Annotated in this window: 22 protein-coding genes; 10 read left to right on the top strand and 12 right to left on the bottom strand. The window is 55.7% G+C overall.

From position 1 onward, the window contains the following. Window positions 1-47: 47 nt before the first annotated feature. Window positions 48-278, bottom strand: a complete 231-nt coding sequence (locus P8935_RS12485; protein WP_348260620.1) for a hypothetical protein — start codon at window positions 276-278, stop codon at window positions 48-50. A 591-nt stretch (window positions 279-869) separates the two neighbouring features. Here P8935_RS12485 and P8935_RS12480 point away from each other — a divergent pair. Together P8935_RS12480 and P8935_RS12475 are read left to right on the top strand one after the other, a co-directional pair. Continuing rightward, window positions 870-1,877, top strand: coding sequence for a hypothetical protein (locus P8935_RS12480; protein ID WP_348260619.1), 1,008 nt, complete (start codon window positions 870-872; stop codon window positions 1,875-1,877). A 466-nt stretch (window positions 1,878-2,343) separates the two neighbouring features. After that, a complete protein-coding gene (locus tag P8935_RS12475) occupies window positions 2,344-3,480 on the top strand; it encodes a lysylphosphatidylglycerol synthase transmembrane domain-containing protein (protein WP_348260618.1) in 1,137 nt (378 codons plus the stop codon). Here P8935_RS12475 and P8935_RS12470 read toward each other — a convergent pair. Beyond that, entirely contained in the window at window positions 3,464-4,153 is a 690-nt protein-coding gene (locus P8935_RS12470; RefSeq protein WP_348260617.1) for a DUF502 domain-containing protein, read from the bottom strand. The genes P8935_RS12475 and P8935_RS12470 overlap by 17 nt on opposite strands. A gap of 96 nt (window positions 4,154-4,249) precedes the next feature. Between P8935_RS12470 and P8935_RS12465 the strand changes: the two genes are divergently transcribed. Both P8935_RS12465 and P8935_RS12460 read left to right on the top strand, forming a co-directional pair. Next, a complete protein-coding gene (locus tag P8935_RS12465) occupies window positions 4,250-4,897 on the top strand; it encodes a hypothetical protein (RefSeq protein ID WP_348260616.1) in 648 nt (215 codons plus the stop codon). Window positions 4,898-5,228: 331 nt separating this feature from the next. Then, window positions 5,229-6,038 (top strand): GvpL/GvpF family gas vesicle protein, encoded by an 810-nt coding sequence (locus P8935_RS12460; RefSeq protein WP_348260615.1) that lies wholly within the window; start codon window positions 5,229-5,231, stop codon window positions 6,036-6,038. An 88-nt stretch (window positions 6,039-6,126) separates the two neighbouring features. On the opposite strand, the gene P8935_RS12455 is transcribed toward P8935_RS12460, so the two are convergent. From P8935_RS12455 to P8935_RS12440, 4 genes are all read right to left on the bottom strand, one after another. Next, window positions 6,127-7,212: a YncE family protein gene (locus tag P8935_RS12455; RefSeq protein WP_348260614.1), complete on the bottom strand. Its 1,086-nt coding sequence runs from the start codon at window positions 7,210-7,212 to the stop codon at window positions 6,127-6,129. A 50-nt stretch (window positions 7,213-7,262) separates the two neighbouring features. Then, window positions 7,263-8,276 (bottom strand): amidohydrolase family protein, encoded by a 1,014-nt coding sequence (locus P8935_RS12450; RefSeq protein ID WP_348260613.1) that lies wholly within the window; start codon window positions 8,274-8,276, stop codon window positions 7,263-7,265. Between the two features lie 155 nt (window positions 8,277-8,431). Then, window positions 8,432-8,896, bottom strand: a complete 465-nt coding sequence (locus tag P8935_RS12445; RefSeq protein ID WP_348260612.1) for a hypothetical protein — start codon at window positions 8,894-8,896, stop codon at window positions 8,432-8,434. A 143-nt stretch (window positions 8,897-9,039) separates the two neighbouring features. Beyond that, window positions 9,040-9,636, bottom strand: coding sequence for a sigma-70 family RNA polymerase sigma factor (locus P8935_RS12440; protein WP_348260611.1), 597 nt, complete (start codon window positions 9,634-9,636; stop codon window positions 9,040-9,042). 115 nt (window positions 9,637-9,751) lie between these two features. Here P8935_RS12440 and P8935_RS12435 point away from each other — a divergent pair, with 115 nt between their 5' ends. Both P8935_RS12435 and P8935_RS12430 read left to right on the top strand, forming a co-directional pair. Then, window positions 9,752-12,397, top strand: coding sequence for a protein kinase (locus P8935_RS12435; protein ID WP_348260610.1), 2,646 nt, complete (start codon window positions 9,752-9,754; stop codon window positions 12,395-12,397). A 99-nt stretch (window positions 12,398-12,496) separates the two neighbouring features. Further along, window positions 12,497-13,456, top strand: coding sequence for a helix-turn-helix domain-containing protein (locus P8935_RS12430; protein WP_348260609.1), 960 nt, complete (start codon window positions 12,497-12,499; stop codon window positions 13,454-13,456). Window positions 13,457-13,462: 6 nt separating this feature from the next. On the opposite strand, the gene P8935_RS12425 is transcribed toward P8935_RS12430, so the two are convergent. From P8935_RS12425 to P8935_RS12410, 4 genes are all read right to left on the bottom strand, one after another. Continuing rightward, window positions 13,463-16,324, bottom strand: coding sequence for an ABC transporter permease (locus tag P8935_RS12425; protein WP_348260608.1), 2,862 nt, complete (start codon window positions 16,322-16,324; stop codon window positions 13,463-13,465). Between the two features lie 31 nt (window positions 16,325-16,355). Continuing rightward, the gene (locus tag P8935_RS12420; RefSeq protein ID WP_348260607.1) at window positions 16,356-16,712 is read right to left on the bottom strand and encodes a PadR family transcriptional regulator; all 357 of its coding nucleotides are present in this window, start codon (window positions 16,710-16,712) and stop codon (window positions 16,356-16,358) included. Window positions 16,713-16,836: 124 nt separating this feature from the next. Then, a complete protein-coding gene (gene pgsA / locus P8935_RS12415) occupies window positions 16,837-17,490 on the bottom strand; it encodes a CDP-diacylglycerol--glycerol-3-phosphate 3-phosphatidyltransferase (RefSeq protein WP_348260606.1) in 654 nt (217 codons plus the stop codon). Window positions 17,491-17,687: 197 nt separating this feature from the next. After that, window positions 17,688-18,152, bottom strand: coding sequence for an NUDIX domain-containing protein (locus tag P8935_RS12410; protein ID WP_348260605.1), 465 nt, complete (start codon window positions 18,150-18,152; stop codon window positions 17,688-17,690). Window positions 18,153-18,195: 43 nt separating this feature from the next. Here P8935_RS12410 and P8935_RS12405 point away from each other — a divergent pair, with 43 nt between their 5' ends. Next, window positions 18,196-19,596, top strand: a complete 1,401-nt coding sequence (locus P8935_RS12405) for a PP2C family protein-serine/threonine phosphatase (protein ID WP_348260604.1) — start codon at window positions 18,196-18,198, stop codon at window positions 19,594-19,596. A gap of 53 nt (window positions 19,597-19,649) precedes the next feature. Here P8935_RS12405 and P8935_RS12400 read toward each other — a convergent pair whose 3' ends face one another. After that, window positions 19,650-20,921 carry a Glu/Leu/Phe/Val dehydrogenase gene (locus P8935_RS12400; protein ID WP_348260603.1) on the bottom strand — a complete coding sequence of 424 codons (1,272 nt, stop codon included), beginning with the start codon at window positions 20,919-20,921 and terminating at the stop codon, window positions 19,650-19,652. A gap of 562 nt (window positions 20,922-21,483) precedes the next feature. On the opposite strand from P8935_RS12400, the gene P8935_RS12395 reads away from it, so the two are divergent. From P8935_RS12395 to trpE, 3 genes are all read left to right on the top strand, one after another. Further along, complete coding sequence (locus P8935_RS12395; protein ID WP_348260602.1) at window positions 21,484-22,674, top strand: EAL domain-containing response regulator; 1,191 nt, start codon at window positions 21,484-21,486, stop codon at window positions 22,672-22,674. 120 nt (window positions 22,675-22,794) lie between these two features. After that, complete coding sequence (locus P8935_RS12390; RefSeq protein ID WP_348260601.1) at window positions 22,795-24,783, top strand: serine hydrolase domain-containing protein; 1,989 nt, start codon at window positions 22,795-22,797, stop codon at window positions 24,781-24,783. 61 nt (window positions 24,784-24,844) lie between these two features. Further along, window positions 24,845-26,389, top strand: a complete 1,545-nt coding sequence (gene trpE, locus P8935_RS12385) for an anthranilate synthase component I (protein ID WP_348260600.1) — start codon at window positions 24,845-24,847, stop codon at window positions 26,387-26,389. A 14-nt stretch (window positions 26,390-26,403) separates the two neighbouring features. Here the strand turns inward: trpE and P8935_RS12380 are convergent, their stop codons facing one another. Continuing rightward, complete coding sequence (locus P8935_RS12380) at window positions 26,404-26,856, bottom strand: hypothetical protein (protein WP_348260599.1); 453 nt, start codon at window positions 26,854-26,856, stop codon at window positions 26,404-26,406. Between the last annotated feature and the right edge of the window lie 131 nt (window positions 26,857-26,987).

Genomic DNA, 26,987 nt, shown 5'->3' with positions numbered 1-26,987 from the left:
GTGAAAGCAGCCGCAAGGCGCGGATTTGCCTCGGCCAGATCAATGCTTCAGTCATCTAACTTGGCGATGGACTTGGGCGACCTTGTTGTCGATTCTGCACCGACTTCGGACGGAGTCGCTGGCATGAGCGATTCGAGATTGCGAATCGCCCGCTCCATCGTCGTCTTGAATACGAGTACAGACGGATCGTTCCCTCCGCTGCGGCCGTAGTAGTCGATCAACCATGCGCATCTCTCGATCACTTCGAGAAGCACGTCCCGTTCCGCAGTGGTCTTCACTGTTCCAGAACTTTCCGGGGAAGAGAGCAAAGGAATGTGAAAGAAGATTACATCGGAGCCTATAAAAAGAGAATGAGAACTAGCGCATCACTACAATTCTGCCGAGAAAATATTTGGGACATCAAACATTGCAGCGGTCGTGCAAATCGCGGCGGTGAACCTGCTGGTTAACGGCGTGCGGGGAGGCGGCTCTTGATTGAGCTCCTTGTCTGGTTGAGTTGTATCTATGGTTATCTCTGGCAGTACGACTTCCTTTGGAATAATCGCAGGTTGAATGACGGCGAGAGAACGATTCTGGCGGTAAAATCGGCTGAGGGTAAGAGACTGACATACAAAGCCTCTCCAAACCATGTGTAAGCCTGCGAAGAAGAAACCGCGAAGACCGGACCAAAGCCTGAAATGCTCAAGATCAAGGGCAAATGGCAGGATGCGGTTAAGAAGTCTCTAGCCAAGAAGAAACCGGCTATCGGGTGGCCTAAATAGATTAGGATTCTTACACAAGAAAACCCGCCTGCCAGCGGGTTGCTTGTGTTTCTGATGTGTCGCGCGTCGGGCAACGCTTTCAATAAGCGTACCGCAGGAGTTTGCCTGATGCAGTACTCCCAGTTGCAATTTCCCGCTGAGGTTCAATCGATGGTGGAGTCTAAAACCGCCAAGCCAAAAGACGGGTCATTCTATATGGCTCTGGCTTCTCTTGTCGCGACAGTGATCGGCATTCCCATCATGTTCCTTACATGGATAGAGCCGCACCTTGAAAATGACCAAAAAAACCAAATATCTATAGAAGTTGGTAATCAATTAAAGGAACCCATCAAAACGATGGGAGAAGCGAACACGCACTTGTCGAAAATTGAGACGAGCCTAGATGACCTGAAACCATTTATTCGTGATGTCGTAGATCATCAATTCGAGAATGTTTCTAAGCTATCAAGTAAAGAACTGGGAGAGCGGCTTCCGGCACTAAAAGGTCTCTTGGCGGTTGCAAAAGATCAAGATGTGAAGGCGAAACCTCAGATTACTGAAGCTTTGGGCAAAAAGATGCTGCAAATAAATTCAGAGGCGGTCAGCTATTGGCCTACCGCCTCTGAATTTATCAACTATCGCTCCAGAATCGGAGTGACCAACCCAGAGAAACTCACACAGCCGAGTCTCCCCAATTGCAGGGATCAAGCGCCGGGCGGGATGAGAGTGGAGAGCATTGACCGTCCACCGGGTTCAGCTGGACCCGAGACTGTACAAGTCGGAAATGCAAAATTCTCTGATTGCCGGATGGAGTTGGATTCGCCAGAAGACGCAGCAGTGTTTAACCTCATCCTTCAACGCAAGTCGCCTCGCATCGCCTTCACGCATTGCCTCATTGTCTATCGCGGCGGAGCAATCAACATCATCTTGGCATTCAACAATGACATGAGATTTGTGAGCTACCGAGATGTGAATGGCGTTTGGCATAAGATGGGAAAAACTTCGCTTTCCGGGCCCACGCTAGTATTTGTTGATTGCTTATTGGACTTTTCTGTGGCTGCCCATCCACCGCCTTCAGGAAGAAAAGCAACAGAAGTGTTGTTGGCTCAAAACGGGTCCACATACACACTTCCCTAAAGGCGACCCATTGAGTAAAGTACATACTCCCCGAAATTTGCAGTTTTCCACAAAAGGTTTGAACGTACGACCGACTTGGTCGCTCGCCGCAAGGTTGCAGCGAAATGTCCTGTGATCCGCGAGGTTCTGGATTCGATCCGCATCAGATCATATAAATTCAATAGCAGGATCTTGCTGTGAGGCGTCTGGGATTTGCGTAGGCCCTATTTTTTTGAGAAGTTCCGCCATTGGACCGCTCGCCGGGTAATCGGCTATGCGCTGGCGTTCGCCGCCATCGTGGCAGTCATCCTCTTAATCATCATCAAGTCCTAGCAGCATCCAAACTCGACGTTTTCTTCCTGCAGCGAACATTCCGCAGCCCTTCGCGCGCACCAACTCCCATAAAGTACATCAGACATTACGTTGGTCTGCTGCGGACCCGCTCTATACCCATAAAATCAAATGCAGCAAACGAAACGGAGAACGCTTGAACAAGAAGCAGTGGATTCTGGGCCTCGTAGTCCTGGCAGCGCTGGTTGCACTCTTCCTCTGGGGCCGCCAGAGGTTCCGCTTTGACTTTCACGTCTTTCGGACACAACTGGCAGAGGCAGACTGGCGCAAGATTGCCGTTGGAATGTGCTGTATCTATCTGGCATTCGTCTTCCGTTCTGTCCGCTGGGCCACTCTGCTCAAGCACAACAAGAAAATTCCTCCTTTCTCTCTTCTCGGAACCCAGGTTATGGGATTCGCTGCCATTGCTCTGATTGGCCGCGTCGCCGACCCTGTCCGCCCCTACCTCGTCTCCAAAAAGACCGGCCTGCCGCTCAGTTCTCAATTCGCTGTATACATTGTCGAGCGGCTCTTTGACGCCGGATCGATGGCGCTCATTTTTTCAATTGCTATGCTCTGGATTCCGGAAGCCGACATCGTCAAGGCAACCAGCCACTCAGGTATGGTCTCTGCCATGCAAAGTCATTCCCCTTTGCTCGCAACCTTCTTCGCGCGGTATGGCGGCCTGGCCCTCACGCTCTTCGGCGCGCTCTTCCTGGTCGCCGTTCGACTCTGGGGCGCTCCAGTCGCATCGTTCTTCGAGCGAGCTTTCGGCCTAATCTCCAAAAAACTCGGTGCCGCTATCGGTGAAAAGATCCGCACCTTCCACGCCGGCCTTGATACCATGCGCTCCTTCTCGGAGTTCGCCGTTACCGCTTCTCTATCAATCGGAATGTGGATTCTTATCGCCTATGCCTACCTGATAACCTGTCAGGCCTTCACAGCCAGCCACGAGCTGGCTTCAATCACTCCACCCAAGTGCGTTCTGCTCATGATCGCCAGCGGCGGCGCAAGCATCTTCCAGTTGCCCGTCCTAGGCTGGTTCACCCAAATTGTTGCCGTCGCTGCTGCGCTTACCGGACTTTTCGGCGCTTCGCCTGAGGCAGCCACTGCCTGCGCGGCAACCCTGCTTCTCGTGACGTTCCTGGCCGTCATCCCCGTCGGTCTCATCTGGGCGCAGTTCGAACATGTCAGCCTGCGCAAGGTCACCCACGAAAGCGAAGTCGCTGAAGAGATCGCCGACCACCATCCCGCAGATGACGTTGATAGGCCAACAGCTAACGCGGCGGAATAAGAACAGCGCCCGCTTCTTCCCGCAGCACTTCAGGCCGCGAAAACACCAAGCTCTCCGGAGCCACTGCCCCGCCCGTCATCAGCATGCTCATCGCCTGCTCCATGGTAAGGTCGGTCATCGTCACCCGGCTCAGCGGCAGCAATTGCAGAAACGCCGAAGTCGGATTGATCGCGTTCGGCAGCAGCACAGCCGCCACCTCCTCGCCGCTATTCGAGTCCACCATCGTCCGCGTCAAAAACCCGATGCTCTTCTGTCCCGCAATCGGAAAATCCACCAGCACGACGCGCTGATTTGTGTCCTTCTTCACCAGCATCGAGTCGATCAGTTGGCGCACCGAGGTATACACCTTCGCGACAAACGGCAGACGTTCCAACATCGACTCAAACAAGCTGAAAGCCTGCTTCCCGATCACCAGCGAAGTAACCCGCCCCAGCACATACAGCACGACCAGCGTCAGCACCACGGCTAGAAATGACTGCATCACCGGACCCGCCAGCCAGTCCTCGGGGAAAATAGCAGCCAGCACGTGTACCAGGGGCAGTCCCGCCTTGGCTAAACTGCCCAGCAGAAAGCTGAATACCAGCCACGTCACAAACAGCGGTCCCGCCGTAATGATGCCGGCCAGAATATTGCGCTGCAGACTCCGCAGGACACGTGCCATTACAGGATTCAAAGTGAGCTCCTGGTCTCAAGAATACGAGAGTTTCTTCCGTTTTTTCCGAATTGGGCTTTGACGGTGGTTCCCCTATAGTTAGAGACGACGGTGCTTATGATCGATCCCCTTGGCCCAGATCCGACCGACCCCGTAACGCGCCCGAAGCAGGTCGGCCCCGACGTGGAAATTCAGACGCCGCCGCACCCCCCCGGCCCCAGGATCAGGTACGCCAACTACGACGACCCAGCCGCAATAAAGCGCCCCGAAACCGCGACGCGCCCAGTCCCAGTTCCAAACCCGGTTAATACCGCGCTCTCCCGCCCCACCCCGCCAAAGCCAACCCCCTTTGAACGCGCCATCGGGATGGCAAAGACCGTCCTCCCCTACGTCGGCAAAATGCTCCCACTCCTCGAAGGCAATTTTGTCTCCGCCGCCACCAATCTCCTCGCCAATCGCCCTATGCAAGAGCTGGATCTAAAGCCGCTCGAAGAATCCATCGCTCGGATTCAGGCAGATCAACGCGCCCTCACTTTCCACACCACCGAGCAGAAGCGCGCCATCCAGCGCCTACAGGACGAATTCGCCACCGTACAGGAAGCCGTCCAGAAAAGCGCCGCCGATCAAGCCGAATTGATCGAACATGTCGCCAAACTCGCCAAACGCACCTCGTCATTTATGCGCCTTGTCACCATCCTTCTTCTGCTCTCCATCCTCTTCACGGTCCTGCTTTGCGTCCGGATTGCCTACATCATCCGCTTCTAAGCAGCGTCTCATTTCTGCCGCATCTGGCCTCTGCAGCCTCAAACAACCGCGCCAAGAACTCGCGTTTCCTGCCACTTTGCCCTTCTTTTGAGGAAAACTCGATATCGTTAAGCGGTGTTTTCACGCAATAAAAGCGATTTTGCAATCTCTACGTACCTTTTATGCGCTTCGTGATGCAGATCATTGCCAGCGGTCTAATGCGAGGACTAGTATTCCCGGTAGTCCAATTGGGGATCCTTCGCCCTGTGTCGAAACGCTGTTCTAACTGAGTTCACAGAGCTTCACTAACGAGCGGCGCGCTTACCGGCGTCCGCACACGGAGTGCCTTCATATGGCATGGTATGCCTATTGCATTGGTGAAAAACAAGCCTTCCCAGAATTAGCCCGCCACCGAAAACCAGTTCCGCTTGAATCTGTACATGGAGTAAGCGGAAATCAGGTCTTCCTTTACCCAGCCAGTGACCTAGCCGTTATCGTCAGCGAACACAATCCCACCGAATCTTTAAATCAAAAATCAGGCGTGGATCATGCTCGCGTCATCGCTGATTGCTTCAAACATTCCACCGTACTTCCTTTCCGATTCGGTACCGTATTCAACGACGACGAAAGTCTCCGCAAATCCATCCGGTCCAATCAGCGACAGTTTCTAGGTAACATCGACAAACTGCGCGGCAAAACCGAGATGCACCTCAAGATTCTGGTCGACGATTGCGCCTGCTCCCGCGAGCTTGGCCAGCTTTCACCAGACAAAGTAGGCCGCGGATACCTCACCAACCTTCGTGAAACGGCAACCCGCCAGCGTGAACGCCAGACGAGGGCACGCGCCGTCAGCTTCCAGATGCATCGCCTTTTCGCACCCCTGGATGAGGAAGTCAGCTGCCGCCTCACCGAGACCGGCAAGATGGTCCTCGACATTGCCCACCTGATCGATCGCAAGTACGTGGAGCGCTACCAGAACAAATTCACCACCACCACTGCCATGATGCGCGACTGCCAGATGCAGCTATCCGGCCCCTGGCCTCCGTATCACTTTGTCCATCGCCTCACCCGCGGCGCGCACGTTCCTGCGCAGCCTACTTCTGTGGAGCCCATCGCTACCGATGCTCCGTCAGCGGCTCAACCTGTTGCGGCAATGGTCTAAACCTCACTTCGTTAGCTCCAACGAAAAGCCCGGCTTTGGCCGGGCTTTCTACTTTCATTCAGATCGTCTCGTACGCGATCGCGTAAAACTACGGCCGCACCGCCCAAGCCAATCCATCCGGCTCCCCACCAACGTCGATATGCCCGGTCACTTCCAGGGTCTTCAAATCCACTACCGCAACATAGTTGTCCGGACCACACGAGACAAAAGCGCGATTCCCCGCCGCATCCACAAGGATCCCCGCGGCTCCATGCCCGATCTTCACCCGCTTGTATTCCTTCCGAGCCGCCGCATCGTAGACCACCAGGTCGCCGCCGCCCAGCATGGAGATCAGCACCAGCTTTCCGTCCGGCGTAAACTTCAGCCGATTCGCCCCAAATGTCTTTGAGTCCAGCGTGGCCTTCACCGTCCGCGTCGACAAGTCGACCACAGACAGCGTGCCATCTTGCGCGTTAGCAGTCCACAGCTCCTGCCCATCCGGCGAAACATCAAACCCCTCATCGCCCTTCCCCACCGGAATCACCGTCTCATTCCAATCCATGCGCGGTTGATTCCCGCCTGGAGGCCCGGGTGGAGGTTGCATTCCAGCAGAAGGCTTCATTCCCGGAGGCGGGCCCATTGGCGGCAGCGTTACCTGCTCCAGAATGCTCACCGTTCCCGAACTCACGTTCGTCGTGTAAATCTGCTTCTGATCCGGCGTCACGTAGAGCATGTGCGTCCGGTTCTGCCCCGTACCCATTACCCAGTCGAACTTCGCCGACGCCGGGTCAAAACGCGCGACCACCTTCGCGCCCTCCGCCGTCAGCCATAGCTTTCCGCCGACGAAGGTCAGCCCATGTGGCCCATTCAGCGCTCCAGTATCGATGTCCGGCAACGCCTTCTGCGCCACCAAGTCGATCACCGACAACGCGTGGTAGCGCCCGCCTCCGTAAATTGAGACATACGCAGTCTTCCCATCTTCAGACGCAATCACTTCGTGCGGATCAGCACCAACCGGGGCGCGAGCAATCACCTGCAGCGTCGTCGGATCCACAATGGCAAGCGTGTGGTTGCGCTTTGAAAGTGCCAGCAGTACCCGGTTCGGCGTTGTCTGCGCACACGCTCCAATCCCGGTCAAAAACAAAAACGCCAGCACTGCACCAGCGCAGAACAATTGGGGAATTCTCGATCGCATTGTCTGCTCCATTGAAATTCGTGTTCTAGCTATTGAGTCCGCCGCCCGATTCACTTTTCCTGCATGACATCGAGCCGAAGAAACCGTGCAGCGTTGTTGTACAGAATGTCCCGCTTCTGTTCAGGGCTCAAATAGTCGGCATTCTGGATGATGCTGATCGAATACGCCATCAGTTTGGGCCACTCCATCTGGTCGGTTCCAAACATCACGCGGTCTTCGAACCCCGCATCCACTATCCGCTGAATATAACGGTTGACCTCTTTCAGAGGATAGCTCCAGATCAGTCCAGCCACATCTACATAGACGTGAGAATTAGCCTGGAGCAACGTCAACATGTTGTCGATCATCGGATAGCCCGCATGCATCACCTGCACGCGCAGTTTGGGATGCCGAGCCAATAGTTCCTCCAGCAAAAGCGGATTCCCCATTGATCCCCGAAACTTCGGCATCGCCACATTGGCGCGGCCTGACCCGCCCGTTCCCATATGAATCGCAATTGGAATATCGAGTTCCTCGGCAAGAGCAAAATAGGAATCCACCGACGGATCGCTGGGCGAGAGACCTTCATACTGCAGCCCGATCTCCCCCATCACCTTGAATCCATCCTTGGTAAAGTCCTTGCGCAATTCCTCCAGCGGAACGCGCCCTCCCGGCGTCATTCCCTGGCTGAAACTCGTCCCGGGAATCACGCGCTTGGGCGCCGCGTCTCTCCACTTTTGCACGCTCTTGGGATCGCCAAAGACGACGGCCGTCACATTCAGCCGCTCCATCTCCGCGACCATGTCTTTCAAATACTCGCCCTTCGCCGCGGGATAGAGTTTCGGACTGCACTCCTCCTGGCTCCAGCCAAAGGGAGCCTCCTTGGTGCTCGGATCAGAGGCTAAAAACTTCGATTCATTCGGACACATTGCTCCCATGCCGGGAAACGACTCGTCCATCGCATGAACGTGAACGTCAATCACCGGAGGTACGGTCGCGCTGGTGTTTTGCCCAAGCGCAAACCCGGCAGAGAGAGCAAGAATAGGAAAAGTTACAACTGCAAGCCGCCGCACATGCGAAATCATCAACAACCTCCGGACTCAAGAATCTTAACCGAAGGATGCGATGCCACCTTTGTTCTCGGAACAAATCAGATGAGAAACTAAAGCCGACTGGCAAGTGTGCGGGGAGCACACTCGCCAGCCGGCTTGTTGAATACTTCGCCCAACCTTCCCGCGCGCTACCGCTCCGAATCAGCCAACCGATAAGCGGTGTGGATGACACAGCCGGTCGAAATCAGGTTTCCGTTCGCATCAAAGTCCTGAACCGTGCCGGTTGACGTAAAGTGGCCATCAGAACCGAGCGTGATGGTGTCGAACCCATGCGCGAGTGAAGCAAATGTTCCAGTACTCGTATACCGGTAGAACCAGAAACTGTCCTTGTACATCTGCTCACCAACGGGTTTCCAAACTCCTTCGCTGATTCCGCGAGACGCGGTGTTGGCGGTTTCAGTGATCGTCCCGTCATGATGAAATGCCTGCAGCGAATCAACAGTCCTGATGATCGCGCCTGTCTGGCAATTGGTGACGGTGACACTCACGTTCCAAACACCTTCCATTGTGTGCTGTTGTGCCTTGAGCGTCTGCAGTGAAGCCACCACGCCAAGTGCAAGAATTGTGCAGATCCGGAACATACTCGTCTTCATTTCGATCTCCTTATCGGTGTGAAGTGGGGAGCGAAGCAGAGGGCCGGTATGTTCCGGACCGTTTCTGATCGCCTTTGCACCTCTAGGCGCAATCCGAAGAAGAAAACTGGCACGAGTTGTAAATATTTTTTGACGGGCAAAGTCTAGCCGTTGCTGCTGAGTTCGGCCTGCAGCCACGATCGTGCAAACTTCCAGTCCCGCATGACAGTCTCGGGCGAGACTTCCAGCACCTCGGCCGTCTCCTCCACGCTCAGTCCGCCAAAAAATCGCAACTCGACAACGCGGGCCTTGCGAGAATCTTTCTCAGACAGTGCGTTCAGAGCATCTTCCAGCGCGATCAGTTCCCTCGCTCGGTCACCGCTGAGATCAGGCAACTCATCCAGATTCACGCGTTCCGCGGTCCCACCTCGCTTTGCCGCCACCCGTCGTCTTGCCCGGTCTAGCAAAATATGACGCATGATCTGCGCCGAGACCGCAAAGAAGTGCGCACGGTGCTGCCAATTCACGTTGGTCACGTCGATCAATTCCAGGTAGGCCTCATGCACCAGGGCAGTGGCCTGCATCGAGTCACCGGCGCGCTCCTGCTGCATCTGGTATCCGGCTATGCGCCGCAGCGTGCGATAGACGCGAGGTGTCAGTTGCTCCAGGGCGCCCCGGTCACCATCAGCCCACGCTCGAAGAAGCTGAGTCGTTTCCGACGTTGACGGCTCTTCGGAACTCATCTGAGGCTGATCGGACACCGCCAAGACCTCCCAACTGACCCTCATAGATGGAGCATGCGCGACAAGGCCGTGTACAACCCCTCGCCGTCGGCGTCATAATACCATCCACCATTTATCCCCAGTGAGGTAATCCTTGTCTTCGCAGCGCTGGCGGCAGATTGAGGAACTCTACCACTCCGCATGTGAGCACGGCGCTGGAGTTCTCGACGGTGCCGACCCTGAAGTTCGCCTCGAGGTAGAAAAGCTCCTGTCCCATAACTCGCCGAGCGGCGCCAAGCTGCTCGATCAGCGTGCAGCCGATCTCATTACAGGTTTGGTCGACGCCCCCGTCTCTCCCGGCTTCCGGCTCGGCCCATACAGAATCGATGCAGTGATCGGCGAGGGTGGCATGGGGCACGTGTTTCGTGCCACAGACACCCGCCTAAATCGGCCGGTAGCCATCAAAATCTGCAAGCAAGCTTTCATTGACCGCTTCGAGCAGGAGTCGCGGTCCATCGCAGCCATAAGCCATCCCAACGTCTGTACGCTCTATGATGTCGGTCCCAACTATCTAGTAATGGAACTGGTCGATCGCGAAACTCTGTCTGCTCGTCTCAAGCGTGGCAAGCTGTCGATTAGCGACACCATCCGCTTCGGAGCCCAGATCGCGGAGGCGCTAGCGGTGGCTCATGCCAAGGGCATCGTTCACCGCGATCTCAAACCCGCCAACATCATGCTCACGAAGTCCGGCGTGAAGGTACTCGATTTCGGCCTCGCAAAATCGGCTGCAGATCCATCGTTTACACAGGCAGGAGGAGTGATGGGCACTCCGGCCTATCTGGCTCCCGAACGATTGGAGGGAAAAGAGGCGGACTTCCGTTCCGACATCTTCGCGCTCGGTCTGATTCTGGCGGAGATGACATCCGGCAAGCGTTCGAAAAATGCTGGAACTCTGTCGCCTGCTCTCGATCGCATAGTCAACCGCTGCCTCGAAGTTGACCCCGATGAGAGATGGCAAAGCGCGCGCGATCTAAGATGGGAACTGGAATCGATTGCACAAGTTTCTCCAGCTACTCCGGCACATTCTTATAATTTCCTGCTCGGTGCCGCAGTGGCGGCGCTGTTGCTCGTATGCGTTATCGCTTTCTTTTTTTTCCGCAGACAAGGTCCACCGCAGCCGTTAAGCCGTGTAAGCATCCTACTTCCGGAAAAGTCCCGGGTCCGCTCGCTTGCGGTCTCGCCCGATGGCCGCCACATCGCCGTCGTTTTGGTGAAGGATGGCAAACAGCAGATCTGGATTCGCGCTCTTGATGCGCAGGATCTGGTCCCACTCGCAGGCACCGAGAATGCGGTCGATCCATTCTGGTCGCCCGACAGCAGGTTTATCGCCTTCTTCGCTGATGCCCGGCTCAAAAAAGTCGAGCGATCTGGTGGACCGGTTCAAACCCTCTGCGACGCGCTCGCCGCCGTCGGTGGCACATGGAATCAAAGCGGCGACATTCTCATCGGCGCTCTCACACAAGTGCAGCGAGTCTCTGACGCAGGAGGGGCGGTATCTCGACTCCCTGGCCATCCCGGCATCACCGAGCTTTTCCCGGCGTTCCTGCCCGATGGCCGTCACTACATCGCCACGCGCAATCTGGTTGGGCGCGCGATGGACTCCGGGCTGTGGCTCGATTCGATGGATGGACCGGAGGCCCGGAGAATCCTGCCCGATGTCACCCCACCAACGATCGTTGCACCAATCCCCGGCAGCCGCATGGGCGCCATCATGTTCACTCGCGCCGGCACCTTGATGGCGTTGCCGTTTGACATGAAGCGACTCGAACCGTCAAGCGACCCATTTCCAGTCGCGCAGGAGATCGCGGTGGGCACAAACTCCAGGTGGCTGACCGCATCTTCCTACAATGGAGTGCTGGCCTACGTCTCGGGCACGCGCAGTAGCTGGCAGTACGTCTGGCGCGACCGCCAGGGTAACAACCTCGGCGCGATCGGCGATGCCGGCGGCGTCGCGATGATCTCACCGGACGGCAAGCGACTCGTCGGCGATCCGGGAGGCGCGATCTCGCTCCTTGAGTTTGAAAAAGGTAATATCAGCCGGTTGACCTTTGGCTCGTCCGGCGGGATGAATCCTGCCTGGTCGCCCGACGGCCGCTACATCGCCTATTACGGATCGAAGGGCATCTACCGAATAGCGACGAGCGGCGGTACGCCTGAAGAACTCCTGCTTGCATCGCCGACACTGGCGGTTCCCAAAAGTTGGTCACCCGACGGGCACTACTTGATCTACGCCCAGATCAATCCTCAAACCGGAGCAGACCTTTTTGCCTTACCGATCGGACAGCCCGACCTGCATCCCCTGGTTCTTGCGCAGACACAGGCCACTGAAGATCAAGGACAGTTCTCACCCGATGGGCATTGGGTCGCTTACACGTCCAATGAATCCGGACAAAGTGAGATCTACGTAATCCCCTTTCCTTCTGCAAGCAACAAAGGCAGATGGTTAGTATCCCGCGGCGGTGGGGTAATGCCTCGCTGGCGGCGCGACGGGAAAGAGTTGTTCTTCATTTCGCCTGATTGGAAGATGATGGCGGCAGCCGTGACCACCAGCCCAACCTTCCAATCCATGACACCCCACGCTCTGTTCGACACAGAGATGGTAGACACCGGAATTCGCACCGGCCCGATGAGTTGGGACATTGCCCCCGATGGCAAACGATTCCTCATCATCAGCGAAAACTCCGCCGGAACCTCATCTCTGAACCTAATTCTGAACTGGACGCCGAACCCACCCAAATAGTTCTTCAAAACTGAAAGTCGGTCGCAAACATTGGGACGCTCGATCAGGCGGAGGGTTTCGTTCTTGTCTATGATTCTTTCATCATGAGGAGGCGGACACATGCCTGATCTGAAAAGTCCGGACATGGCAGACCGCTTCGCTACGATTGTCGCAAATTCTCTGGATACACCAGCAAAAACGCAAGACCTGGCGCACAGGGCCTATCAAAGCCGCACCAAATTTCATCGATTATTCCGAGATGTTATCGAGGAAACTCCCGCGGCCATGCGACGACGTCTCTTGTTGGAAAGAGCCGCATACCACCTGGCGCACACGGGATCGTCGGTCACAGATGTCGCTCTGGACGCCGGCTTCGGATCGTTAGAAGCGTTCTCTCGCGCCTTCCGGAAGTCTTTCCGGATATCCCCCAGCCGTTACCGCCGCATGCGTGATCCTCACTTTCATCTGCCGGCGTCCAACAAGATTCACTTCTTAGCCCCCGGTTCCCCAACAAAAGGAGGAGGAGACATGGATTTATTCGATCGCTTTGCAGGTAACGACTCCTGGCACACGCGGCGCTTGCTGGAATACGCGAGCGCGTTGACAGACGAACTATTGGATCGACCAATGCCGACCGTCGTTGAACTGCTCCCCTGGCGGGAGTCGAATAAGACTCTGCGGCAATTGTTCGAAAACATCATCTTCACCAAGGAAGTCTGGACCGCTGCGCTTTCCGGAACCCCGATGGATATGAACGGCCCAGCCCCGTCGCAGCGCTCCCCGCAAGCAATGATGCAAAGACTCGAAAAAACCGATGCCGAATTGCATCGGATCTTCGCCGACATCCGCAACCGCTCCGCCTGGGATGATACATTCGTTGACGCCCTGTGTGAACCGGCAGAAACCTTCACATTTGGAGGCGTCTTCGCCCACATCATGACGTTCAACGCGCACCGCCGTTTGATGGCCCTGGACGCTCTGCGCCAGCTCGGCGTCGAAACCCAGGGCTTCGGCGATCCGATGGAGTACGAAGAAAGCGTTGCGCCCTGGAACCAGCCAGTGGCGCTCAAAATGTCATGATCAACTTCATTCGAATCGAAGTGCTGTAACCGGATCGACACCGGCGGCGCGGCGAGCCGGCAGCCATCCGGCGGCCATCGTCATCAGACTCACCACTAGCAACGCGACGGCGAATGAAACTGGGTCAATGGAGCCCACGGCAAACAATTGTTCCTTGATGATACGGGTCGCCAACACCGCGAGTGGCAAGCCCAGTACGGTCCCGATTGCCAGCAGCACCAGCGACTCGCGCATGATCATCCGCAGTACATTTGCACTTTGAGCGCCGAGCGCAATCCGTATCCCAATCTCGTTGGTACGACGAGCCACGTTGTAGCTCATCACGCCGTACAGCCCGATTGCCGCCAACAGCAGTGCGAGTAGTGAAAACAGGCTGGTAAGGGTCGAGATGAGTTCGTCGTGCGAGATAAGGTTAGAAACTTGATCGCGGATTGTGGTGACTTGTAGAAGAGGAAGGTTCGGGTCGACCTGCGCAACAGCGGCTCGAAGGTCCGCGATTGTCTTCTCAGGGTCGCTCGTCGTGCGAATCAAGATTGTGTGCGCATAGCAATCTTCGTTCTCTTCGCGAGGCGTCGGTTGCCCAGCTTTTCCGCTCACGGATGCGACAGCGGCAGGAAGATACGTTTCGATCTGCGAGAGGGGAATGTACGTCATTCTCACAGGATCGGTGATGCGCGGATCGCCGGGTTTCGTGTCCCTTGCAATTCCGACAATCTGCCATGGACCTTTTACCGAATCGATCCCGATGGTTAGCTGCTTCCCGATTGCATCTCCCTTTGGGAAGTATTTCCTTGCCAGCGTCTGGCTCACGACGGCGACTTTGAGACTGTTTGTAGTGTCCGCGGGAGTGATCGCGCGGCCTGCAACAATCGAGATTCCGGCAGTCTCGAAGTACTGCCCAGAAACTCGATTCAAAATCGACACCATGTTCTCTTTGGGAGCAGGCGTATAACCGGCAAGTGAAATATTAGAAGTCCAGGAACCGAAGCTGATCGGTGGAGTTGCAGACAGTGCAGCCGAGCGCACTCCCGGTATCGCAGAGAGACGATCCAGCAGCGTCTGGTGGAGTGCAGCTACCTGGTGAGGCGCATATCCCGCCAGATGCTCTCCGACATCGGCCAGCAGCAGGTGAGATCGCTCGAAGCCGTAATCCTGATCCTGCAAGTTCCGCAGGGTCCTAAGGAAAAGGCCAGCCACCACCAGCAGGACCAGCGAAAGCATCACCTGAAGCGTCACCAGCGCTTTGGGCCAGAACCTCGCCATCTTTCCGCCAGCACTTGCAGCGGTGCGTGCTCCGGCACTTAAGGTTCCATGACTTCCAATGCGCGCCGCGTGAATTGACGGCGCGAGTCCAAACAAAATCCCTGTCAAAAGAGAAACGCCGAGCGTGAAGAGCAGCACTCCGGAATTAGGGGTTGGACTCAAATCGACATAAGCATTGCCCCGGCTGACAAATGCAATCAAAGCGCGGGTCGCTGCGAAGGCGATCCCCAGTCCCATAAACCCTCCAACGAACGACAGGAGGAACGTCTCTACCAATCCCTGCCGCACGATGCGCATGCGATTCGATCCCAGGGCCAGTCGCGTGAGGATTTCGTGACGGCGCGTCGTAGCCCGCGAGAGCAAAAAGTTAGCCAGATTGGCACAGGCGATCAGCAGCACCAATGCGACAACGATCATGAGGATCTGGAGCGATTCTCCATACTGGCTGCGAACGAGTGAAACGCCGTGCGCGGCTCGAACAAGCGGAACCTCTATTCGGCTGATCTCGATTTGCCGGTCGACCGGAATGTTCGTTCCCTCTCGTTCGCGCATGCCATCACGGATCTGCTGATTCAGCCAGTTCTGGCTTTGCGCAAATTCGGCCTTGTGCGCTGCCGCGCCTTCTGTCAGCCGCGCGAACAGATGAAGGAAATACAAACCGGAGTGCGGCGTGAGCATCGTCGGCTGCTGTAGTACTACGGTCTGCATACTGATCGGCGTCCACAGTTCTGTCGGTTCCAGGTCCTGTTTGATACCGTGAAATGCTTGCGGCATGACCCCGACGACCTCAAACGGAGTCCCGTTGATAGAAATGGTTTTTCCCACGACGTGCGGATTGGAAGAAAGGGATTGCTGCCAGAAGTGATAGCTCAATACGACAACCGCTCCGCTTCCCGGCGTAGCGTCGTCCGACGGAACAATGGTGCGGCCAAGCAAGGGTTGAGCGCCCAGCACACTGAAATAGTTGCCCGACACAAGATTTGCAGGTGCCAGCAAAGCTGGTGAACTTTGACTTGATGCGGCACCGTCGTCATGAGTCCGAATGCTTACCTGGTTTGAAAAACTGCCATATGCGGCGATACCTTGAAAGGGGCCCGGATTCGCCTCCATCTGGCGCGTAAAGTCCCATGGGAAATAGCCGCCAAAACCTCCCAGATCAATACCACCTGCAACGCCACCGTATTCAGATTTGCCAAATGTAACCAGTTGTTGCGGGTCGCGAACTGGAAGATTGCGAAGCAGAACCTGGTTGATCAAAGTGAATATTGCAGTATTGCCGCCGATACCAAGCGCGAGAGAAAGCAGTGCTGTTGCGGTGAAGCCGGGACTCTTCAGCAGGCTGCGCGTGCTCAGACGAATGTCTTTCAGGATTCCCTCCATGGCCGATTCCCAGCGGGACGCCCAGATCTGGTGCTTCACAGAATTGCCGCTGCCAAATTCCACCATTGCAGCTCGGCGCGCCTGCTCCGCGGTCATGCCGTTGCTCTGCTTATGTGCCACGGAGGCTTCAAGGTAGCCCTGCAACTCCTCGTCGAGTTCCCGTTCAACAAGCCGCCGTTGAAAAAGAGAAACAATTCCCTTGGCAAGGCTTTTGAGCCAATCCATATCGATCCTCGCTTATGACTGGTCTGCGTCGTCAGGCTTCAAGAATGCGCGCAATCGCGCCGATCTGGCGTTGCCACTGCTCCGTCTCTGTCGAGAGTGACCGGCGGCCCTTCGCCGTCAGTAGGTAATACTTGGCCCGGCGATTCTTTTCCGTAGCTCGCCACTCAGACTTGACATCGCCTGCGCGCTCCATCCTGCTGAGTGCCGGAAGCAGCGAGCCCGCATTAACTTTGAACACTCCGCCGCTAATCTGCTCGATGCGCAGCCCGACGCCGTAACCGTGCATCGGGTCAAGCGCCAGCGTCTTCAGGATGAGCATCTCCAAGGTTCCCTGAATCAGATCGCTCGATTTGGATTCCCCGGGATCAGTGGTATTTGATTTCGTCACGGCACTTTACCTCTAGACTGCCTAGAGAATAGCTCGGCTCCTCTTAGACTGTCAAGATGAGAACAAATGATTGAAGGAGGAATTTGCTGGCTTTGACTATACGGGTTGTGCTGGAAGTCGTGGCTCAGCGACTGGTGCCTGTCGTCGAGACACCCTTTTCCCGTGACAGCACGTATCCTCGCCGCCGATCCTTCGAGGCGTGGTCAATCTGCTTCCAGAACCCCACGAAGTAGTCGATCGCTGAGATCGTTGAGACCAGCACAGTGAAGTAGATCGCCGCAATCGCAATCCACAACACCGGAATCACTAACACCCCAAACTGCCACTGGTACCAACGATGCGCCAGCACCGCGGACACGACGCAGACAATCTGCACCACCGTCTTCAGTTTGCCAAGATCGCTCGCTTGTATGGTGAATCCCTCGGTCGAAGCGATCGAACGCAGCCCGGAGATCAGGAACTCGCGCGCAATGATCACCACCACGATCCAGACCTTGACGACCTGCGGATTGTAGGCCACCAGGGCAATCAGCGCTCCGGTCACCATGATCTTGTCGGCGATCGGATCCAGAAGCATGCCCATTGTCGTGATCTGAGCTCGCTTGCGCGCCAGGTATCCGTCGAGTCCATCGGTGATTGAAGCGAGAACGAAGAGGACCGAAGCCAGAATCTCCTGTTCACCGTTTGGCCCTTGCAAAGGGAAATGCGGTGACAGAATCCACAGAAGGAGCGGGATCATGGCAATCCTGCTCAACGTGATTGAGTTTGGAAGATTCACGCTTTGCTCATCGGTCCTGTAAGAGTCTTTCTCAAAGCAGCCCGATTCGAAACGCCTTAGTACCTGATACACATACCTTTGTACGTGCGTCGAACCGAAGCCTCAAATACAACTATAGACCGCATCCATCAGCGTCTCAACGAACCAGGGTTGCCGCAACGAACTAAAGGTCACGCAGATTCGCCGATCTATAACCCCTACGCCGGCTGCAGTCCTTTTGCCAGTTCATCTAGAAATGGCTGCTGAGTCTTGAGGATAGCCCCGCGCGCAGCCGGGAGATTAAACCACGCCCCGCGGTCCACTTCGGGAATCTCAATCATCTTGCGGGAATGGGGCGGCCACTCGATGGAGCAAAAATTGCTCACCAATCTTTGTGGATCGCAATCACCCTCGAATGCCCATCCGCTAACGAGTTTGCCGCTGTTCTGTCGGATTACTCCCAGTTCGATGAATCTTCCGTTTGCCTTGAATCCGGTTTCCTCCTGAAATTCGCGACGAGCAGCTGCCAGCGGTTCTTCGCCATCAACATACTCTCCCTTGGGGATGGTCCAGGCACCGGCATCCTTGCCGGCCCAGAATGGACCGCCCGGATGCACTAGGAAAACCTCGAGTTCTGGTCCCGTCCGACGGAACATCAACAAGCCCGCGCTTCGCTTCGGCATTGCAATCAGTATAAGAGCAACCGTTCGTTTACCATGAGGAACGATGCTCGCGTTCGACGCACAACTTACCGCAGCCGAGGTGCTGCGCGCCTTCCATCATGATGAGCCATTCCTGTTTCTTGGGGCCGCATTCAACACCGTGACACTCATCCTGATCGGACTTTGCATCATCCGACGCAAGGCGGATGGGATGCTTCTTTCGCTCGCATGGTTTGCACATCTCTATGGAATTCGGCTCTGGATCAACTCCGAGCTGCTGCATCTTTCGGTGCCACCCACGGAGTTCTTCCATCGCTTAAGTGCAGCGGTAGATTATCTCGTGCCTGTTCCGGCATTCATCTTCTTCCATTTCGCCGGCTTTCTCGGCAAGATTGGCAAGGTCGTCACCCCCATTTTCGTCGTCCTTTTTCTGAGCATTTCAGCTGGATCGATGCTTTTCGGGACACTTCCCGCATTCCGCATCATCAACAACAGCGTGATCGCGTGCGCGCTGGTCGCAGTTGCGTTTCGCTGGTTTCGCCGCATGGTGCACGATCGTGATTCTCGCGTCATTGGGGTTGGCTTGCTGTGCTTTGTGTTGCCTTCAATCTCCGATAATATCTACGGTCCATCCCACATAGAGCCCTACGGATTCGCCGTGTTACTTGCTTGCCTCGGCTACGTAGCGGCCCGGCGAACGCTCCAGCGCGACCGCGAATACAGCGAGATACAGCAGGAACTGGAACTTGCGCGGCGCATGCAGCTTTCATTGCTGCCTTCATCGTTTCCTCCCTCGCCCTCGTTCAACGTGGCGGCAAAGTATGTGCCTATGACCTCGGTTGCGGGCGATCTTTATGATTTTCTGCTCGGTGACGATCGACACGCTGGACTGCTGATCGCCGACGTATCAGGTCACGGAGTTCCAGCTGCGCTTATCGCCTCGATGGTGAAGATGGCTGCTACATCGCAACGGGCGCAGGCTGCTCATCCTGCAGCTTTGATGGCTGGAATGAACTCCGCGCTATGCGGCAATACCCAGGGCCAATACGTAACTGCCGCGTACGTGTATCTCGACGCCCATGCGCGAGAGCTGCACTACTCCGCCGCCGGACATCCCCCTATGCTTCTGCTCCGCAATGGCGCGGTTATTGAAATCGTGGAAAATGGAATGCTGCTGGCCGCCGTCGAAGATGCCAGTTATGACAGCAAGTGGGTGGCGCTTCAGGCAGGCGATCGATTGCTTCTCTATACCGATGGTTTACTCGAAGCCCGCAATGCAGACGGCAAGCTTTTTGGAGAGGAGTCTCTAGTCTCTGAATTGAAGAGAAGTGCCAAGCTAACACCCTCCGAAACCGTTGATCATCTTATAAATGCTGTACAGCGCTGGGCCAGTGTGCAAGACGACGACCTTACGGTGCTCATCTGCGATTATCTCGGCAATCCGGATCTCGCTGTCGCGGATTGACAAAGCTAAGGGCCGCAGAAGCGGCCCTTGTTCATACGTTCATTAGGTTGAAGCTAAGCGTAGATCCCACGCTGCTTAATGGTGAACGCCACGCGATCGATAGCCAGCATGTAGGCCGCAATACGGTTATTCACGTTGTGTGCCTCGGCGTAACGAACGACATCATCGAAGCTGTCGCGGAGAATCGTCTCCAACTGCTCATTTACGATGGCTTCTTTCCAGAAGTAGCCCTGACGGTCCTGCACCCACTCAAAGTAGCTCGCCGTGACTCCGCCGGAGTTAGCCAGGATATCGGGCACGATAAAGATGCGTTTGTCGGCCAGTATCTCATCCGCCACGGCGGTGGTGGGCCCGTTGGCGCCTTCCACGATGATCCGCGCTTTGATTTTCTCGGCGTTGCGGCTTGTGATCACGTTCTCTGTCGCCGCCGGAATGAGCACATCGCAATCGGAGACGATCAATTCGTCGCTAGGAATGGCTTCGGCCCCGCGAAATCCTAACAGCGTTCCATTGCGGTACTTGTATTCGACAAGTTGGTGGATGTCGATCCCGTTCGCGTTCAAGAGGCCGCCCTCTTTTTCCGCAATGCCAATTACCTTGTAGCCGTGTTCCATCATCAACCGTGCCGCATTCGATCCCACGTTGCCAAAACCTTGAATGATGACGCGGCAACCGTCGATGGGCAGGTTCAGATAGCGGAGGCTCTCATCGCAAACCACCATCACTCCGCGTCCTGTTGCCTCAACTCGTCCACGCGAACCACCAATGTTGAGGGGCTTGCCGGTTACGACGCTGGTTACGGTATGACCCACGTGCATGGAGTAGGTGTCCATGATCCAGGCCATCGTCTGCTCGTTGGTGTTTACGTCGGGCGCGGGTACGTCTTTTTCGGGTCCGATAAACTCGATGATCTCGGATGTATACCGGCGCGTCATCCGCTCTAGTTCACCCTGGCTCATCTTCTTCGGATCGCAGATCACTCCGCCTTTGGCTCCGCCAAAAGGAATGTTCACGACCGCACATTTCCACGTCATCCAGCTCGCCAATGCCCGAACTTCATCAAGGGTAACCTCGGGTGCATAACGAATGCCGCCTTTACCTGGGCCGCGTGCAATCGAGTGCTGAACTCTGAATCCAGTAAAAATTTCAATGCGACCGTCATCCATGGTCACAGGAAAGTGAACGATAATTTCGCGCGCGGGCGTTCGCAGCAGCTTCCAAAGTCCCTCATCCAGATTCAGCTTGCGTGCTGCAAAATCAAACCGCGCGCTTTGCGCTTCCCAGGGGTTAATCTCCTGGTCCAATGTCATTGTTGCGGGTACCATACCATCTCCAATTCTTTACCCCCGCCGCGGAAAGGCCTGAGGCCCTTTCCCTTGCCAACTGATAGACGCAGCAGGATTTCCCCGATTAACGGGGCTTCTCTTTCACAAATTTGCATCAAGGTTTTCCCCTGAGGCTTTCCTTTGGGTTCTTAAATTTCCAGCGGTCGCCCAAACCCATGTGAGTCTAGGCCCCCAACACTACTCCGTCAAGACGGTGTGAACCAGTCTGGGAACCCCTTGGTACTGCGCCAAATCTCGAATTTAAATGACGCTTCAGGAACTCTAAAACTCAGCTGCAAAGAGGCTTTAATCATGTCCAAACGGTTTCCTTGTATTTCTGGGTACGAATCGAGTTTCTGTCCCGCATATAGGCACTTGGATGTAGGCCACTAACGATAAGATAGCTATGCCCTACCACGTTAGTAATGGAGCACTTGCAGGAGCAGGCAATCCAGCATGAAGCGCCGGGCTACACTCAGTCAGAAGCCCCATGCCCTATTCTGACCACAACCCGGTAGCCTGCGCTACGGATGCCGTTTTCGCCGTAAGACCTGGAGAACAAATGTCATCAGGGAACAGGATAGTGCTGATTGACGACGACAGGGTCGTAGGCGAGATCGTTTCCGCGCTGGCAAGTGCGATGGGTTTACAGTGCGATATCACACGTACACCGGAAGACTTTTTTGACCGCATCGGACCCGACACCGACCTGATCCTGCTGGATCTCGTGATGCCGGAGATGGATGGAATTGAGATTCTGCGCCTGCTGGGCGAGCGGCAATGCAAGGCGCGCATCGTTCTGATGAGCGGAATCAACATCCGGGTCATTGAGACGGCCAAAAAGCTAGCTCAATCCCTCGGACTCGTGGTGGTTGGTCACCTTCAAAAGCCCTTTCCCATCGGTCAATTACAGGATCTCATGGGCGAGAATATCGCTGCCGAAAAGCCCATCGATCATCAGCATGAACCGCAAATCGCGATCCCTGACGAGGATTTGATCCGGGCCTTTGACAGGGACGAATTCGTGGTCTACTACCAACCGCAGATCAACATCGCGACCGGAGTGGTTACAGGCGTCGAAGCCCTCTCGCGTTGGGAACATCCCGAGTTGGGACTCATCTTCCCCGACAATTTCATTTCACGAATCGAAACCCTCGGACTTATGGACCGCTTCTGCTGGATCACAGCTGAACGTGCATTGAATGAAGTGAAGCAGTTCTCAGCGGCCAACGGTTACCTCCCTCGCCTGGCCATCAATGTCTCGGTCAGCTCCCTGCGCGACCTCAAGTTCCCCGACATCTTTATGAACCTCGCGCGCAAATATGACTTTCCGGCTGAACGCATCGTGCTTGAGATTACAGAGTCCGGCCTGATGGAGTTTTCGCTGGCGCTCGACGTACTCACCCGCTTGCGCATGCGCAACTTCCAACTCTCCATCGACGACTTTGGAACCGGCTATTCGATGATGAAACAGTTGCAAAACGTTCCCGCCATCGAACTGAAGATCGATAGAACCTTCGTTCAGCACATGGATGCAAATCACGCAGATCTGGTGATGGTGGAAAAGATCATCGAGATGGGTCACGAGCTCGATATGGAAGTCATCGCCGAGGGTGTTGAGACGCAGGAGCAGTTCAATATCCTGCGTGAAAAAGGCTGTGATGGCGTCCAGGGATTTCTCTTCAGTCGAGCTCTCGCACCGGCAGAACTTACGCGTTGGCTTGAAACCTATCGCGCCCACCAAGTACAGTAATCCCGTCGCCATTCAACGGGATAACGAAGTTCCAGAACAATTCCCATTTCATTCATGCCTATCCGGCAACGCGCGATATCCGCGTTCAGCGGAGAATGCTTGGCGATTGGAGAGCCTCTTATGCGCAAACTCGCAAGCGCGTTGCTGGTTGTTGCACCCGTCTTTACCGTAGCAGCCACTTTTGCCCAGGTTCCGGTAGCTAAGCCGACGGCTAACCCGATGGCCCAGCCTGCGGCCATGAAAACCGAAACTAGCGCTCCAACTCCCGCTCATCTACTAGATCAGGCTGATCTCACCGCATTTTTCGACGGCATTCTTCCCTTGCAGCTTGAGCGTAGCGACATCGCCGGCGCGTCAGTCCTCGTGATGAAAGATGGCAACATCCTGCTCCAGAAGGGATACGGATACGCGGACGTCAAATCAAAGAAGCCAGTAGATCCCGCTTCAACCATCTTTCGTCTTGCATCGATCTCCAAGCTCTTCACCTGGGTCTCGGTAATGCAGTTGGAGGAACAAGGAAAGCTTAATCTCGACACCGACGTTAACCAGTATCTTGACTTCAAGATTCGTCCCGCTTTCAACAAGCCGATCACCCTACGCTATCTGATGACGCATACCGCTGGCTTCGAAGAGACCGCCAACGACATCATCATCATCGATCCAAAACAGGCCGTTTCGTTGCGCGACTATCTAATCGCCAACCAACCCATGCGTATCTTTCCTCCCGGTGAAATTCCTGCATATTCCAACTACGGCGTCGGTCTGGCAAGCTATATCGTCCAGCGCACCAGCGGTGAGCCCTTTGAACAATACGTACAGGAGCACATCTTCGCTCCGCTGGGCATGACGCACTCTTCCTTCTACCAGCCGCTACAGAAGTCCCTCGTCCAATTACCCTCGGATGGTTATCGCTCCAACACTACCAAGCCACCGATAGGCTTTGAAATCTTCAATCCCGTAGGCGCAGGCGGCATCTCTTCCAGCGCCGCGGACATGGGCAGATTCGGCCAGGCGCTTCTCAATGGCGGGGAACTTGACGGCAAGCGCATCCTCAAGCCGGAGACGCTTGCCCAGATGTGGACACCGCAATTCCGCGCCAGCGATCAACTCCCTCCCATCTGCATGGGGTTTTACCAGGATTGGCGTAATCATCTGCGCTGGATTGGCCACGAGGGCGATCTGATCGCATTCCACAGCCTCTTCTTCGTTGAACCTACGCAGAAGCTTGTTCTGTTCGTCTCCTACAACTCTGCAGGCGGAGGTAGCGAACCACGTCCCGAGATCATCAATTTTTTCTCTGATCGGTATTTTCCCGGCGCACCCGAAGTCCAGTATTTGAAGAACCCATCCAAGGACCTGAAAGATGCCCAGGGCACTTATGAAGCCACCCGTCGCGACGACACCACGAAGCTGAAACTGTCATCGCTCTTCGGCCAGCGCACAGTATCAGTCGACAAGAATGGCGTGCTGAAAGTCGACGGGGCCAAGGATCTTCGCGGGCATCCCGTCAAATGCAAACCAATCGGTAAGGATCTGTGGCAAGCCGAAGATGAGCAGAATCGCATTTTCGCAATCCGCGATGCGGACAACAAGGTGGTGCGCCTCGCCGTCGATTTTCCCGGCGTACAACTGCAGCGCGTGCCCTGGTACGAAAATCAGTCGTGGGTAATGATCGCGCTTGGATCGAGCATCGGAATTCTCGTTCTCGTGATTCTCGCGAGCATTGTTCGCACATGGAGACGCCTCTTTCAGCGTCGTCGTCCTCGTCCTGAACCGCAGCCCGGAACCATCTGGCTCACCGCCGCGCCACGCACGGCAGCCTTCCTCTGGGTTCTGTTCCTCGGCACGATATTTGTCTATTTTGCCGTAAAGGGCGACGACCTGTTGCCTCCCACTCCGCAGTGGTTCAAGTGGTTTGTACTCGAGAATTTCGTCACGATGGTTGCGATCGTAATCAGTACGATCGCGGTCATTGCAGGGATCGACGCCTGGGGTCGCAATGTTCGTGTGATTACCAAGCTGAAGTTCACCTTTGTCGCGCTCGCCTGCGCCTTCCTAAGTTGGTTCGCCATTCACTGGCACATCATCGGCCCCACGAATCGCATTTAGAAATGCGGTTAGGACGACCGGCCAATTTCGACAGGGCTTCGGTGCAATTACACTGGTTGCTGTGAAGCCCTCATCGAGTCTCATTCATCCCGGCCGTAAGGAATTTCTGGCGCTTGCCAAAAAGCACACGCTCGTCCCTGTCTATCGCACGCTCACTGCGGATCTCGAGACGCCTGTTTCGGCGTTTCTGCGGGCGGCCTGGCAAGAGCGCGAGTGCTTTTTGCTGGAGTCGGTCGAGAACGGTGAGCAGGTCGGCCGCTATACATTCATTGGGCTCAACCCGTACAAGCGCATCGTTGCCCGTGGCCAGCAGATCGACATCACTGAGGCGGGGCGCACCGCTCGAATTGAAGGCGACATCTTTCATGTTCTGCGCGAGGCGCTGGGCGGCCACAAGCCAGCCCGCATTGCCGGACTTCCTCCGTTCACCGCCGGCGCGGTAGGTTTCTTCGCCTACGATGCTGTCCGCCAGATCGAGCGGCTACCCAACCATGCGAAGGATGAACTCGGCGTACCCGATGCGTGTCTACTTTTCTTCGATGAAGTCCTGGCTTTTGATCACGTACGCAAGCAAATCTGGATGGTTGCCACCGCCGACGTCACCCTTACGAATCCCGGCGAAGCTTACGCAAAAGCCGTAAAGCGCCTGGCTGCGCTCGAAAAACGCCTGGCAAAGCCGTTACCTGAATTTTCCCGGGCACGCAATACCAAACCTGTAGAGGTGAAACGCCGTACCAGCAAGAAAAACTTCCTCGCCGCCGTCGAGCGCACAAAACAATACATCGCGGCCGGAGATATCTTCCAGGCAGTTCTTTCGCAACGCCTCGACGTCTCGACCGGTATGGACACGTTTCAGGTCTATCGCTCGCTGCGCACCGTGAACCCAAGCCCGTACATGTATTTCCTCCGTTTCACTCCCGACGGTCCACTTGGCCGCCCGAACTCCAAGTCCGGACAAAAAGCAAAATCCCCCGCAGCAATCGAACTCGCCGGATCATCGCCCGAACTCCTGGTTCGCGTACACGATCGCAAAGTGGAGTACCGCCCAATCGCCGGAACGCGCCCCCGTGGCACAACCGAAGCTGAAGATCTCCGCCTCGAAGAAGAGATGATGCACGATGACAAAGAACGTGCCGAACACGTGATGTTGGTCGATCTTGGCCGCAATGATGTAGGCCGCGTGAGCGAGTTTGGCAGCGTGAAGGTAGACCGGCTTATGTTTGTCGAGCGTTACAGTCACGTGATGCACATCGTCAGCACCATCGAAGGTAAGCTCAAGCCGGAACTGACCGCCGTCGACGCGCTGCGTGCATGTTTTCCGGCTGGCACACTCTCCGGCGCCCCCAAGGTGCGAGCCATGGAAATCATCGAAGAACTCGAGCCTTCGCGGCGCGGTACCTACGGTGGCGCTGTTCTCTATGCCGATTTCTCGGGAAATCTCGATTCCTGCATCGCGATTCGTTCTCTGCTGACGACAGGCGGAAAGGGATACGTGCAGGCAGGCGCAGGCATCGTTGCCGATTCGGTTCCTGAACTTGAGCACCAGGAATCGCTTAACAAGGCGCAGGCGGTAATTCGCGCTATCGAGCGTGCTCGCGAACTCTAGATCCCGTTCGCACTTCAAGACCAGGATTCGCGTCGCCAGAAGGGCGCGCCCGTAACTCGCGCTGACCCGATCAGATACAAGATGCCGAGCACCAGGACCCCCGGTACAATCGTCCATCGCCCTTCGACGCAATCCATAATTACGTCGAACATTTGAATTAAACCAACGAGGACCATCATGCTTCCAAAAGCGCGCCGCGCGCGCATCACCAGCAGAAGCGGCAGAAACAATCCAAGCGCAAGGTTTCGGACAGCAAAATACCCAGCGTAGATGTGAACTCCGGCGGTGATCTGGTCAGTTGGCGCAAGCAACATCGAGGGTTGCGCCAGCGATATAACACCTCCAAGCACCATGAGGAGGCTGCCAACAATGACCAATGCGCGAATCCACATTGGAATCGTGTAGGCATCATCGGCAATACGAGCCGAGGCACTCTCGGGCTCATGGCTGATTCGATTTGGATTCACGGAACTCGCTCCCATCACGCCGGAGAATTCTTGGATTCTTTGGTTACGAGGTGAGGATGGCTAAAGTTCCTCAGAGAGGCGACTCAAGCCTTTACTTCTAATCCAGCAAACGTGGCAGGCTGGGGGACATC

Source organism: Telmatobacter sp. DSM 110680 (genome assembly GCF_039994875.1).
GTDB lineage: Bacteria > Acidobacteriota > Terriglobia > Terriglobales > Acidobacteriaceae > Telmatobacter.
The sequence above is the reverse complement of the archived record's forward strand: the minus strand, read 5'-3'. Positions and strand labels throughout refer to the sequence as shown.

What these genes read in the sequence shown, in the direction of transcription:
- P8935_RS12480 (WP_348260619.1), top strand. Translation starts at nt 870, where the DNA reads ATGCAGTACTCCCAGTTGCAATTTCCCGCTGAGGTTCAATCGATGGTG.
- P8935_RS12465 (WP_348260616.1), top strand. Translation starts at nt 4,250, where the DNA reads ATGATCGATCCCCTTGGCCCAGATCCGACCGACCCCGTAACGCGCCCG.
- P8935_RS12460 (WP_348260615.1), top strand. Translation starts at nt 5,229, where the DNA reads ATGGCATGGTATGCCTATTGCATTGGTGAAAAACAAGCCTTCCCAGAA.
- P8935_RS12455 (WP_348260614.1), bottom strand. Translation starts at nt 7,212, where the DNA reads ATGCGATCGAGAATTCCCCAATTGTTCTGCGCTGGTGCAGTGCTGGCG.
- P8935_RS12450 (WP_348260613.1), bottom strand. Translation starts at nt 8,276, where the DNA reads ATGATTTCGCATGTGCGGCGGCTTGCAGTTGTAACTTTTCCTATTCTT.
- P8935_RS12445 (WP_348260612.1), bottom strand. Translation starts at nt 8,896, where the DNA reads ATGAAGACGAGTATGTTCCGGATCTGCACAATTCTTGCACTTGGCGTG.
- P8935_RS12430 (WP_348260609.1), top strand. Translation starts at nt 12,497, where the DNA reads ATGCCTGATCTGAAAAGTCCGGACATGGCAGACCGCTTCGCTACGATT.
- P8935_RS12425 (WP_348260608.1), bottom strand. Translation starts at nt 16,324, where the DNA reads ATGGATTGGCTCAAAAGCCTTGCCAAGGGAATTGTTTCTCTTTTTCAA.
- P8935_RS12410 (WP_348260605.1), bottom strand. Translation starts at nt 18,152, where the DNA reads ATGCCGAAGCGAAGCGCGGGCTTGTTGATGTTCCGTCGGACGGGACCA.
- P8935_RS12405 (WP_348260604.1), top strand. Translation starts at nt 18,196, where the DNA reads ATGCTCGCGTTCGACGCACAACTTACCGCAGCCGAGGTGCTGCGCGCC.
- P8935_RS12400 (WP_348260603.1), bottom strand. Translation starts at nt 20,921, where the DNA reads ATGGTACCCGCAACAATGACATTGGACCAGGAGATTAACCCCTGGGAA.
- P8935_RS12395 (WP_348260602.1), top strand. Translation starts at nt 21,484, where the DNA reads ATGTCATCAGGGAACAGGATAGTGCTGATTGACGACGACAGGGTCGTA.
- P8935_RS12390 (WP_348260601.1), top strand. Translation starts at nt 22,795, where the DNA reads ATGCGCAAACTCGCAAGCGCGTTGCTGGTTGTTGCACCCGTCTTTACC.